10 protein-coding genes are annotated in these 12,178 nt (G+C 72.0%); 7 read left to right on the plus strand and 3 right to left on the minus strand.

Annotation, left to right across the window (positions count from 1 at the left end):
• Positions 1-3: 3 nt before the first annotated feature.
• From BLW43_RS09445 to BLW43_RS09455, 3 genes are read right to left on the minus strand one after another with little or no spacing between them, the layout of a single operon-like run.
• Positions 4-741, minus strand: a complete 738-nt coding sequence (locus tag BLW43_RS09445) for a fumarylacetoacetate hydrolase family protein (protein ID WP_093252293.1) — start codon at positions 739-741, stop codon at positions 4-6.
• Complete coding sequence (locus BLW43_RS09450) at positions 738-1,421, minus strand: GntR family transcriptional regulator (RefSeq protein WP_093252296.1); 684 nt, start codon at positions 1,419-1,421, stop codon at positions 738-740. Before BLW43_RS09450 ends, BLW43_RS09445 begins: the two co-directional genes overlap by 4 nt.
• Complete coding sequence (locus BLW43_RS09455) at positions 1,418-4,315, minus strand: FAD-binding and (Fe-S)-binding domain-containing protein (RefSeq protein ID WP_342741601.1); 2,898 nt, start codon at positions 4,313-4,315, stop codon at positions 1,418-1,420. Before BLW43_RS09455 ends, BLW43_RS09450 begins: the two co-directional genes overlap by 4 nt.
• 208 nt (positions 4,316-4,523) lie before the next feature.
• Between BLW43_RS09455 and BLW43_RS09460 the strand changes: the two genes are divergently transcribed.
• From BLW43_RS09460 to BLW43_RS09490, 7 genes are all read left to right on the plus strand, one after another.
• On the plus strand, positions 4,524-5,507 hold the full coding sequence (locus BLW43_RS09460; RefSeq protein WP_093252301.1) for a TRAP transporter substrate-binding protein: 984 nt from the start codon (positions 4,524-4,526) through the stop codon (positions 5,505-5,507).
• A gap of 148 nt (positions 5,508-5,655) precedes the next feature.
• The gene (locus BLW43_RS09465; protein WP_093252304.1) at positions 5,656-6,168 is read left to right on the plus strand and encodes a TRAP transporter small permease; all 513 of its coding nucleotides are present in this window, start codon (positions 5,656-5,658) and stop codon (positions 6,166-6,168) included.
• Positions 6,165-7,451: a TRAP transporter large permease gene (locus BLW43_RS09470; protein WP_093252307.1), complete on the plus strand. Its 1,287-nt coding sequence runs from the start codon at positions 6,165-6,167 to the stop codon at positions 7,449-7,451. Before BLW43_RS09465 ends, BLW43_RS09470 begins: the two co-directional genes overlap by 4 nt.
• Before the next feature lie 4 nt (positions 7,452-7,455).
• Complete coding sequence (locus tag BLW43_RS09475) at positions 7,456-8,223, plus strand: enoyl-CoA hydratase (RefSeq protein WP_093252310.1); 768 nt, start codon at positions 7,456-7,458, stop codon at positions 8,221-8,223.
• A 233-nt stretch (positions 8,224-8,456) separates the two neighbouring features.
• The gene (locus tag BLW43_RS09480) at positions 8,457-9,245 is read left to right on the plus strand and encodes an inositol monophosphatase family protein (RefSeq protein ID WP_093252689.1); all 789 of its coding nucleotides are present in this window, start codon (positions 8,457-8,459) and stop codon (positions 9,243-9,245) included.
• 81 nt (positions 9,246-9,326) lie between these two features.
• Positions 9,327-10,466 (plus strand): hypothetical protein, encoded by a 1,140-nt coding sequence (locus tag BLW43_RS09485; protein WP_093252312.1) that lies wholly within the window; start codon positions 9,327-9,329, stop codon positions 10,464-10,466.
• Positions 10,467-10,469: 3 nt separating this feature from the next.
• Positions 10,470-12,161, plus strand: coding sequence for a peptidoglycan -binding protein (locus BLW43_RS09490; RefSeq protein WP_093252315.1), 1,692 nt, complete (start codon positions 10,470-10,472; stop codon positions 12,159-12,161).
• Positions 12,162-12,178: the final 17 nt, after the last annotated feature.

Raw genomic sequence — 12,178 nt, forward strand, 5'->3', positions numbered from 1 at the left:
CCGTCAGGCGAAGCGGCAGGAGACCGTCCCGAGCCCATCGATCCGCCCTTCCACGGCGGCGCCGGGGACCGTGAAGCGCATCCCCGTGAGGCTGCCGGTGATCACGGTCAAGCCCGGCGCCAGCCCGCCGCAATGCCCGCCCAGCCGGCGCACGAAGGCCGCGAAGGTCGCGAACGGGTCGCCCCCGGGCGCCGGCGTCGGCCCCTCCTGCACCACCTCGCCCGCGATCTCCAGCCTCAGGACGGGCGCGGCGAGGGGCAGGGCGCTCCAGTCCGCGACCGGCTCGCCGAGAACCAGCGCCCCGTTGGACTGGTTGTCGGCCAGCTTCCAGAGCGGCCCGGCGGCGTCCATGTCCTCGAATCTGCTTTCGACGATCTCGATGGCGGGCAGGGCGACGAGGCAGCCCCGGAGTTTCGCGATGAAGTCCGGGTCGTCGGGGTCGGGCGCAGGGCGCTCCAGCCGGAAGCCCACCTCCAGCTCCACGCCGCGCAGCCGTCCGCCCGCGATCACGGCGCCAGTGCCGTGGACGACCGACGCGAGGATCGGCGCCATGAGCGGCGCGGCGTCGGCCGTCTTGCGCCCGGTCTTGAAGGCGCCCGCCGGCCCCGCCCCGGCGGCGACCAGCGCCTGCGCGGCCAGCGCCCCGGCCTCGTCGGCGGGGCCGTCGGCGGGCGCGGCGGCGAAGGGGCGGCCGGTGCGCCGCGCCGCCAGCAGGCGGTCGGCGATCTCTCTGGCGGTCATGTCGTCTCCATCTCCTCCGCCGCCATGGCCCGCAGGGCCGCGAGCGTGTTCTCCATGTGCCGGCGCATCGCCGCGCCGAGCGCCGGCGCGTCGCGCCGGGCAAGCGCGGCGGCGATCTCGCCATGCTCCGCGACGGCCTTCGCCCAGCGCGCCGCGTCCGCGCTGGCGCTGCGCCGCCCGCGCCGGATGCGCGCGTCGAGCGCGCGGGTGATCTCGGCCAGCGTCGGGTTGCGCGCAGAGCGCGAGAGTTGGTCGTGGAAATCGTCGTTGAGCAGCAGATAGCGCGCGCGGTCGCCCGCGCGCCAGGCGTCCGCCGTCGCCTCGGCGAGCAGGCGGATCGCCAGGATTTCCTGATCGGTCGCGGCCCGCGCCGCCAGCTCGCCCTTCAGCGCCTCAAGCGCGGCCATCACCGGAAACGCCTCCTCCAGATCGGCGAGGGTCAGCGCGGAGACCGCCGCGCCGCGGTTCTGCGTCAGCGTCACCAGCCCCTCCCGCGCCAGCACCTTCAACGCCTCGCGGAGCGGGGTGCGCGACACGCCGAAGCGGTCGCAGAGCGCCTTCTCGGAGATGCGCTCGCAGGGCGCGAGTTCGCCCTCGACGATCATCCGGCGCAGGCGGTCGGCGAGCTCCACGGCGAGAGGGCGCCGCGCGATGGCCTCCCGCCCGCCGGGAGAGGTCATTCCGCCGCCTCCAGCGACCGGCGCAGCACGGTCGCGACATGGACCGCCTCGCGCCCGGCAAGATCGGCGATCTGGTGGCGGCAGGACGTGCCGTCGGCCACGATCGTCGCGTCCGGCGCCGCGCGCACGGCCGGCGCCAGCGCCAGCTCGCCCATGGCGCGCGAGACCGCCGCCGTCTCCGCCTGGTAGCCGAACGCGCCCGCCATGCCGCAGCAGGAGCTGTCGATCACGCCGACGTCGAGCCCCGGCACGGCGCGCAGCAGCGTCTCGACCGGCCCCATGACGTCCGCCGCCTTCTGGTGGCAGTGGCCGTGGACGAGGGCCCGGCCCTCCAGCCGCTTCAGCGGCAGCCGGTCGGCCAGCGGCGCGAGGAACTCCTCCAGCAGCATCACCCGCCGTCCCAGCTCCATCGGCCAGTCGTCGAGCAGCCGGGGCGCCTCGTCGCGGAAGGTCAGCAGGCAGGAGGGCTCCAGCCCCGCCACCGCCCCGCCGCGCTCGAGCACCGGGCGCAGGACGGCGGCGGTGCGCGCCATCTCCGCCTTCGCCTCCGCCACGAGCCCCGCCGAGAGCCAGGTCCGTCCGCAGCAGAGCGGCCGCCCCTTCGGCGCCCGCGCGAAGCCGACGCGCAGGCCCGCGGCCTTCAGCACGAACACCGCGTCGCGCAGGATGTCGGGGTCGAAATGGCGATTGAAGGTGTCCGCGAGCAGCATGACCTCGGGCTCGGCGTCGTCCGCCGGCTCACGGAACGGCGCGCGCCATTCGGGCAGCGGCCTGTCCGCGGCGAAGCCGGCGACGCGCTCGGAGAGGCGGCGGAGCGCCGGAACCCGGTTGCGCAGGTTCATCAGCCAGGGCGCCCGCGCAGCCCAGGGCGCATAGCGCGGCAGATGCGCCACCAGTCGGTCGCGCAGGCTCGGCCCGTGCTTCGCCATGCGCGCCGCCTGCACCTCGATCTTCATCTTCGCCATGTCCACCGACATCGGGCATTCGCGCTGGCAGGCCTTGCAGGAGACGCAGAGGCTCATGGTCTCGGCCATCGCGTCCGAGGCGAAGGCGTCCGGCCCCAACTGGCCCGTGAGCGCCAGCCGCAGCGTGTTGGCGCGGCCCCGCGTCAGGTCTCGCTCGTTGCGCGTGGCGCGGTAGGAGGGGCACATCGCGCCGCCCGAAAGCTTCCGACAGGCGCCGTTGTTGTTGCACATCTCCACCGCGCCGATCAGCCCGCCGGGCCAGTCGTCCCAGCGGAACGCCGTCTCGCGCTTCTCCGCCGCGTAGCCCTCCGGCCAGCGGAACAGCGACCGGTCGTCCATCTTCGGGGCTCGGACGATCTTGCCGGGGTTGAGCCGGCCCTCGGGGTCGAAGCGGTCCTTCACCGCCTCGAAACTGCGCACCATGCGCACGCCGAACATCTTCTCGTGGAACTCCGAGCGCACCAGCCCGTCGCCGTGCTCGCCGGAATGCGAGCCCTTGTATTCGGCCACGAGGTCGAAGGCCTCCTCGGCGATGGCCCGCAGCGCCTTGACGCCCAGTTCTTCCTTGAGGTTCAGCACGGGGCGCACATGCAGCAGGCCGACGGAGGCATGGGCGTACCATGTGCCGTCCGTGCCATGCTTGCGGAACACCGCCGTCAGCCGGTCGGTGAAGTCGCCGAGATCCTTCAGCTCCACGGCGCAGTCCTCCACGAAGGAGACTGGTTTTCCCTCGCTGCGCATCGACATCATGATGTTGAGGCCCTGCGTGCGCACGCCCCAGATGCGGGCCTGGAACGCCGGGTCGATCGCCTCGACCACGCCGCCTTCCTGCTTGGCCGCGTCGCCCCAGCGGAAGCCGAGGTCGGCCATGGTCTCGTGCAGCGCGTCGAGCCGGCGGCGGTTCTCGTCCGGCGTCTCGGCGAACTCCACCAGCAGCAGCGCGGCGGGGTCGCCCCTGACGAAGCTCTCCATGACCGGGCGGAAGATCGGGATGTCGCGGCCGAGCTCGATCATGGTGCGGTCGACCAGCTCAACCGCGGTCGGCCCCAGCGCGACGAGGTGCTGCGCGGCGTCCATCGCGGCGCGGAAGGTCGGGAAATGGCACACGCCGAGCGCCTTCGGCCCCGGCAGCGGCGACAGCTTGATCTCGATGGTCTCGAACAGCGCCAGCGTGCCCTCCGAGCCCACCAGCAGATGCGCCAGGTTGTTCGTCGGTCCGTTCGGCGTGAGCGCGTCGATGTTGTAGCCGCCCACCCGGCGCTGCACCCTGGGAAAGCGCGCGGCGATCTCCTCGGCCTCCCGCGCGCCGAGCGCCAGCATGTCGCGGAACAGGGTCGAAACGGGGTCGTTGGCGCCCATTTCGAGGCTTTTCCGGGCGTCGATTTCGCCGAAACGCGCTCGCGCGCCGTCCGCCAAGAGCGCCTCGACGGCGATCACGTTCTCCCGCATCCGCCCGTAGCGCAGCGAGCGCGAGCCGCAGGAGTTGTTCGCCGTCATGCCGCCGATGGTGGCGCGCGAGGCGGTCGAGACGTCCACCGGGAACCAAAGCCCGTGCGGCTTCAGCATCCGGTTCAGCTCGTCCAGCACCAGCCCCGGCTCGACCACCGCGCGCCGCCCCTCGACGTCCAGATGGCGCAGCCCGTTGAGATGAGTGGAGAAATCGATGACGACGCCCGGCGCGACGGTCTGCCCCGCCTGCGAGGTGCCGCCGCCGCGCCCGGTCAGCGACGCGCCCTCGGCCCGCGCAGCGGCCAGCGTCGCCTCGACGTCCTCGAAGCGCCGCGGCACGACCACCGCCTCGGGCGTGATCTGGTAGAAGGAGGCGTCGGTCGCATACCTCCCCCGGTCGAACGCGCCCTCCAGCACCTCGCCCTGGATCGCGCCCGCCAGCCCCGAGAACCGCCCCCCAGCCATCGCCGCCCCGTTCACGGATGATTCATCTTGACTTGAATTAAGCATTCAAACCTAGTTGGAGCAACAATGAGACGCCGGCGGCTCTGCTGGCGAAAGAAACGTCAATGTGAGAATGGTTTGGCCGGCGCGGCCCGTGACAGGCGAAGGCGGCGCAGGCCGCGACTGACGACGGCAAGAGGTCGAACGGCCCGGCCGGAGAGACGGACAACGGAGGAGGAAGTCCATGAAGTTCACGAAGATCGCGGCGGCGCTTGCGGCGCTGCTCATCTCCGGCGACGCCGCGCTCGCGCAGCAGGCCCTGCGCTTCGGCCATGTCGGTGAGCCGGGCTCGCTGTTCGCGCAGTCGGCGGAGGCCTTCGCGCGCATCGCCAACGAGAAGCTGGCCGGCAAGGCCGAAGTTCAGGTGTTCGGCTCCTCGCAGCTCGGCAACGACCGCGAGATGCTGCAAAAGCTGAAGCTGGGGCAGATGATGTTCGCCCTGCCGTCCTCGGTGATGTCCTCGGTGGCGCCCGAATTCGGCGTCTTCGAGATGCCCTACATCATCCAGGACCGCGAGCACATCAAGGCTGTCGAGCGCGAGATGCTGCTCGACGTCTTCAACCCCGCCGCCGAGGCGCAGGGCTACCGCATCCTCGCCTTCTGGGAGAATGGCTTCCGTCACATCACCAACAACGTCCGCCCCGTCACCGCGCCGTCGGACCTCGAGGGCGTGAAGCTGCGCACCCCCAACGGCGAATGGCGCGTGAAGATGTTCCAGGCCTATGGGGCAAACCCCACGCCGATGGCGTTCTCCGACGTGTTCACCGCGCTGCAGACCGGCGTCATCGACGGGCAGGAGAACCCCTACGCCCAGATCGCCTCGGCCAAGTTCCAGGAGGTGCAGAAGTACCTCTCGATCACCGGCCACGTCTATACGCCCGGCTACATCCTGACTTCGACCACCCATTTCGACCGGCTCGACCGCGACGTGCAGGCCGCGCTGATCCTCTCCGCGCGCGAGGCCCAGGCCGAGGTCTACGCCATCGCCGAGCGGCTTGAGGTGGAGCTGCTCGACGTCATCAAGGCCGCGGGCGTCGCGGTGAACGAGGCCGACAAGGCCGCCTTCGTCGAAGCGTCGAGGCCGATCTACGACGAGTTCGCCGCCACCGTCGACGGCGGCGCGGCGCTGGTCGAGCGCATCAACGCTCTGCGGCCCGCCACCAACTGACGCGGGACGTCGCGTCGTCGGGCCGCCGCCGGGAGACCGCCGGTAGACCGCCGCGCGCGGCCCGAACCGCCGGTCCGCCCGCCAGACGGCCCGCAAGCCCCGAAGCCGGGGCGGCGGGCCGCTCCACCTGCTCCGGAGAACTTAGCGAATGCGCCAGGTCGCGCGATGGCTCGAGCGCGGGCTCGAGTGGTTTCTGATCCTGCAGATGGCCCTGCTCACCGCCGTCGTCGTCTACGCCGTCATCATGCGCAAGGCTGGCGTCTCGGCCAGCTGGTACGACGAGGTCGCCGCGATCCAGCTCGCCTGGATCACCTATTACGGCGCCGGCCTCGCCGCGCTGAAGCGCAGGCACATCGGCTTCGACGGCGTGCTGCTGGCGATGGGCCCGGCCCTGCGCCGGCCGGCGGTGTTCCTCGCCGAGGGGCTGACGCTGGGTTTCTTCGCCCTGATGACGTGGTCGGGCCTTGAGGTGCTGGCGGTGCTGGAGGGCATGTCGCTCATCAGCCTGACCTGGGTTCCGGTGCAGTTCACACAGTCGGTCATCCCCATCGGCGGCGCGCTCTTCATCGGCGCCTCGCTGCTGTCCTTCCCCGACTACCTGCGCGCGACCATGGCCGGCGTCTCGATGGAGCACGCCGAGATCGAGGAGGCCGTGCGATGACCGGCGTCGTGATCCTCGTCTTCTTCTCGCTGGTCGCGATGATCATGATCAACGTGCCGATCGCGGTCGCGCTGGCGCTCGCGGCCGTGGTCGGGCTGATCACGGCCGAGGGCGTCTCCTCGCTCGTGACCGTCGCGCTCGACATGTACGCCGGCGCGACGAAATTTTCGCTGATCGCGATCCCGATGTTCGTGCTGGCCGGCGCGATCATGAACGCCGCCGGCATCACGCGGCGGCTGATCGAGTTCGTTTCGGCGCTGATCGGCTTCGTGCGCGGCGGGCTGGCGATGGTGAATGTCGGCGTGTCGCTGTTCTTCGCGGAGATATCCGGCTCCGCGGTGGCCGACGTCGCCGCCATGGGCACCGTGATGATCCCCGAGATGAAGAAGCGCGGCTACTCCGCGCCCTTCGCCGCCGCGATCACCTCGTCCTCGGCGTCGCTGGCGATCATCATTCCGCCCTCGATCCCGATGATCCTCTACGGCGTCTCGTCGGGGGCCTCGATCGAGCAGCTTTTCGTCGCGGGCGTCGTGCCGGGGCTGATCGGCGCCGCGGGCCTGATGGGCGTCGCCTACATCTTCGCGGTGCGCTACGATCTGCCTGTGGAGGAGGCTTTCAACCTGCGGCGCCTGCGCGCGACCTTCATCGACGCGCTGCCGACCTTCGCGCTGCCGGTCATCATCCTCGGCGGCATCTTCGGCGGCTTCGTCACGGCCACGGAAGCGGCGGGGCTCGCAGTGCTCGCCGCGCTGCTGGTGGGCCTGTGGTACCGCGAGACCGACCTGCGCGAACTGCGCTCGGCGCTGCTCGACGGCGCGATGCAGACGGCGGTGGTGATGCTGCTGGTGGCGGCCTCGGTGCTGATGGGCGGTTTTCTCACGCGGACGCAGATCCCGCAGGAACTCGCGGCCGGGCTGACCGCGCTGACCGACCAGAAATGGGTGGTGCTGGCGATCCTCAACGTGTTCTTCCTCGTGATCGGCTTCTTCCTGCACTCCGCCGCGGCCATCATTCTCGTGGTGCCCATCGTCATCCCGCTGATCCAGACCGTCGGCATCGACCCGGTGCATTTCGGCCTGATCGTGACGCTCAACCTCGCCATCGGTCAGCAGACGCCCCCCGTGGCCAGCGTGCTGATCACCGCCTGCTCCATCGCCAAGGCGAACATATGGGAGGTTTCGAAAGTCAACCTGCCCTTCGTCGGGGTTCTCCTTTTCGTCCTCCTGCTTTGCACTTATGTCGAGGAAGTGCCAATGTTCCTCGTCGAATATTTTTACAGGTGAGATCATGACCGAACTGTTGCGGGAGGAGCGTGAGGGCGTCCTGTTCCTCACGTTCAACCGTCCCGACGCGCGCAACGCCCTCACCTTCGCCATGTATGACGGTCTCAAGGCGACCTGCGAGGGCATTCCGAAGAACGGGACCGTGCGGGCGCTGGTGATTTCGGGCGCCGGCGGCCGGGCCTTCGCGGCGGGCACCGACATGGCGCAGTTCCGCACGGTGATTACGCCGCAGGAGGCCTGGGCCTACGAGGACCGCATCGATGGCGTGCTCTCCGCCGTGGAGGCGTGCCCGGTGCCGACCATCGCGGCCATCACCGGCGCCTGCACCGGCGGCGGCGCGGCCATAGCCGCCTGCTGCGACATCCGCGTGGCGGACGGGCGGCTCAAGTTCGGGTTCCCGATCGCCCGGACGCTCGGCAACTGCCTGTCAGCGGCGAGCCTCGCGCGGCTCACGGCGCTGCTCGGGCCCGGCCGCGTCAAGGACCTGATCTTCACCGCGCGGCTGATGGAGCTGGAGGAGGCCCGCGCCGTCGGCCTCGTCACCGACAGCTCGCCCGACCCGCTGGCGCGGGCGGCGGAGATGGCGCGCGCCATCGGCGGCCATGCGCCGCTCACCCTGCGCGCCACGAAGGAGGCGATGCGCCGCAACGCCGCCGCCACGCCGCGCGTCAACGACCGCGACCTCATCGCGATGTGCTACATGTCCGACGACTTCCGCGAGGGGATGGAGGCGTTCCTGCGCAAGCGCAAGCCGGAGTGGAAGGGCAGGTGAGGCCGCCGGCCGGCGCTTCGCGGCGCTGGCCGCCATCGGCGCGCCGGATCCGCCAGCGGCGTCCCCGGGCGGCGTCGCTGGGCGGCGCGCCGTCTCCGTCGCCTCTGCCCGGGCTGTCGGTCCATCGCCGCGCCGCCGGGGCGCTGCGGCGCGCGCGGGTGTCGACAGGACCGGCGGGGGCGCCGTAAGGGCGGGGTCCGACCCCGCTGCCGACAGGATCCCGCCCGATGGCCATGGCCTCCGCCAACCTCACCGTGATGATCGCCGCCGCGCGCAAGGCCGCCCGCCGGCTCGTGCGCGACTTCGGCGAGGTCGAGAACCTGCAGGTGTCGCTCAAGGGCGCGGGCGACTTCGTCTCCAACGCCGACCGCAAGGCCGAGGAGACCATCCGCGCCGATCTGATGCGCGCCCGCCCCGCCTACGGCTACATCGGCGAGGAGACCGGCGAGATCGACAGCGAGGACGGGATGCACCGTTGGATCGTCGACCCGCTCGACGGCACGACGAACTTCCTGCACGGCCTGCCGCACTGGTGCGTGTCGATCGGGCTGGAGCGCAAGGGCGAGATCATCGCCGGCGTGGTGTTCGATCCGATCAAGGACGAGATGTTCACCGCCGAGAAAGGCGCCGGCGCGTGGCTCAACGACCGCCGCCTGCGCGTCTCGGGCCGGCGCGACATGAGCGTGATGCTGTTCGGCTGCGGCGTGCCCTTCGCGGGCTCGAAGCACCTGCCGAAGTTCCTGCGCGAGCTGGCGCATCTGATGCCGCAATGCGCCGGCGTGCGCCGCAACGGCGCGGCGGCGCTCGATCTCGCCTATGTCGCCGCGGGCCGCTTCGACGGGTTCTGGGAGCGCGGGCTGAACGTGTGGGACATCGCCGCGGGCGCGCTGATGGTGCGCGAGGCGGGGGGGCTGCTGCGCGATCTCGACGCCGACGCGGCCGACCCCGTCGCCAGCGGCATGATGCTCGCGACCAACGCCGAGGTGGCGGAACCGCTGCTCAAGCTGCTGCGCGAGGCGTAAGGCCCCGCGCAAGGCTCGCAAAGCCCGCGCAAAGCCTTTAACCATCGACGCATGGGGATGGCGGGCAGGGGCGAACGGGGCATGGCGCTGAGGCGGGAGCGGGCGGTAGAATTTTCCCAGCCGGTGCGGCAGATCGTGTTGATGGTGGCCGTGCTGGTCGCCGTCGCGGTGATCGGCTGGTTTCTCTACGCCCCGATCGAGGTGGTGTTCCGCGCCAACGTCTACCTCAACGGGCTGATCGTCGGCGTCTTCCTGATCGGCGTCGTGGCCTGTTTCCGCGCGGTGGCGCAGGTGCTCGCCTCGGTGAGCTGGATCGAGGGTTTCGCGGCGGACCGGGCGGGGCACGAGTTCGCCGACCCGCCGCGCCTGATGGCCTCGCTTTCGGCGCTGCTGCGCGACAAGGGTTCGCGCGCCGCGCTCTCCGCGACCTCGACGCGCTCGATCCTCGACAGCGTGGCGACGCGGCTCGACGAGGCGCGCGACATCACCCGCTATCTCGGCAGCCTGCTGATCTTCCTTGGCCTTCTCGGCACCTTCTGGGGGCTGTCCAACACCGTGCCGGCCGTGGTGGACACCATCCGCAGCCTCGCGCCCGACGCCGAAGGCGGAGCGGCCGGCGTCTTCGACAACCTCATGAGCGGGCTGGAGGATCAGCTCGGCGGCATGGGCACGGCCTTCGCCTCCTCGCTGCTGGGGCTGGCGGGGTCGATGGTGATCGGCCTGCTGGAGCTGTTCGCCGGCCACGCCCAGAACCGCTTCTTCCGCGAGCTGGAGGACTGGCTCGCCTCCATCACCCGCATCGGCGGGGTGAGCGAGGGCGGCGACGGGGCCTCCTCGGTGGCGCTGGTGGCGGAGAACGCGGCGCAGATCGAGCGGCTCGTCGCCGTCGCCGCGCAGGGCGACGAGAAGCGCGAGGCGTTCGAGGCGCGCGTCGCGGCGCTGACCGACAGCGTCTCGCGGCTCGCCGGCGCGCTGGCGACGCAGGAGGGCGCCGCGGCCAAGGCGCTGGAGCGCGTCGCGACCCAGCTCGAGAGGCGCTACGGCGAGGACGGCGAGGGCGAGGATCTCGAAGCCCGCGCCCGGCTGCGGTCCATCGACCGCCAGCTGATGCGGCTGACCGACGAGCTGGCTGCGGGGCGGCAGGACGCCGTCTCCGACATCCGCGCGGAGCTGCACGGGCTGACGCGGGCGATCCAGACGCTCGCCGGCCGGGAGCGCTGAGCCGTGGCGCTGGCCCGACGGGGAGAGCGCCAGGGCATCGGGATGGCGTGGCCCGGCTTCGTCGACGCCATGACGGCGCTGCTGCTCGTGGTGATGTTCGTGCTGTCGATCTTCATGATCGTGCAGTTCACGCTGCGCGAGACGATCAGCGGTGCGGAGCGCCGGCTCGGCGAGCTCACCAGTCAGCTCGCGCAGCTCTCCAACGTGCTGGCGATGGAGGAGGCCCGAGGCGAGGACCTCGAAGGACAGGTGGCGAGCCTGCGCGCCACTCTCGCGGAGGAGGAAGCCGAGACGGCGCGGCTGCTTGCGCGCGCGGGCGCGCTGGAGGAGCAGCGCGATGCGCTCACCGCGCAGGCCGACGCCTTCGAGGCGCGCATCGCCGCGCTCCTCGGCGAGCGCGACGCCGCCGCAGCCGGCCGCGCCGAGGCCGAGGCCGAGGCCGAGGCCCGCGCCGCGGATCTGCGCACTGCGCGCGCGAGCATCGCCGAGCTGGAGGCGGCGCAGACCCGCGCCGTCTCGGAGCGCGAGGCGCTGCAGCTCTCGCTCGCCCGGCTGCGCGACGAGATCAGCGCCGAGGCCGAGGCCGCGCGGCTCGCCGCCGCCCGCGCCGACGCGCTGGAGGCGATGGCGGCGGAGCTGCGCGCGGCGCGTGACGCGGCGCAGACCGAGGCCGCCGGGCTTCAGGCCGAGCTGACCGACGCCGAGCGCGCGGCGGCGGCGGACGCCGCGGCGGCGGAGGCGCTGCGCCGCCGGCTCGACGGCGCGACGTCGGAGCTCTCGGCCATGTCGCTCGCGCTGGAGGAGCAGCGCCGCCGCGCCGAGGAGACGCTCACCAGGCTGGCCGCCGCCGAAGCGGCGCGGCGCGACCTCGATCTCGAACTCGACCAGACCGCCGACGCGCTCGACCGCGAGCGCGCGCTGCTCGCGGTGGCGCGCGCGACGCTGGACGAGACCCAGGGGCGCGCCGGCCGGCAGGCGACCGAACTCGCCGCGCTCAACGCCCAGACCCGCGAGCTGCGCCGCCAGATCGCCGCGCTCCAGCAGACGCTGTCGGCGGCGGAGGCCGCAGACGAGCAGGATGCGGTGGAGATCGCCAGTCTCGGCCGCCAGCTCAACGCCGCGCTCGCGCGCGAGGCGGCGGCCCAGCGGCGCGAGGCGGAGGCCCAGCGCGCCGAGGCGGAGGCGGCGCGTCGGGCCGCGGAGCTTGAGCGGCGCGAGCGGGAGCGGCTTGAGGCCGAGGCGCAGGATCTCGTCGGCTACCGCTCGGAGTTCTTCGGGCGGATGCGCGACATCCTCGCCGACCGCGACGACGTGCGCGTGGTGGGCGACCGCTTCGTGTTCCAGTCCGAGGTGCTGTTCGACGTCGGCTCCGCCGAGCTGGGGCAGGCGGGGCGGGCGAACCTCGTCGGCCTCGCCGGCGCGATCCGCGAGGTGCGCCCGGAGATCCCCCAGGGCATCGACTGGGTGCTGCGCATCGACGGCCACACCGACGCCCGCGGCCCCGCCGACGCCAACCTGCGGCTGAGCATGGAGCGCGCGCTTTCCGTCGCGCAGTATCTCATCGACGAGGAGGGGCTGCCGGCGGACCGCGTGCTGCCGGCGGGCTTCGGCGAGACGCGCCCCGTCGCCCCCGGCGACGGCGAGGCCGACTACGCCCGCAACCGGCGCATCGAGGTGAAGTTCACCGAGCGGTGAGCGCGGCGGACCCGGCC

It is taken from the genome of Rubrimonas cliftonensis (assembly GCF_900107585.1).
Taxonomy (GTDB): Bacteria; Pseudomonadota; Alphaproteobacteria; order Rhodobacterales; family Rhodobacteraceae; genus Rubrimonas; species Rubrimonas cliftonensis.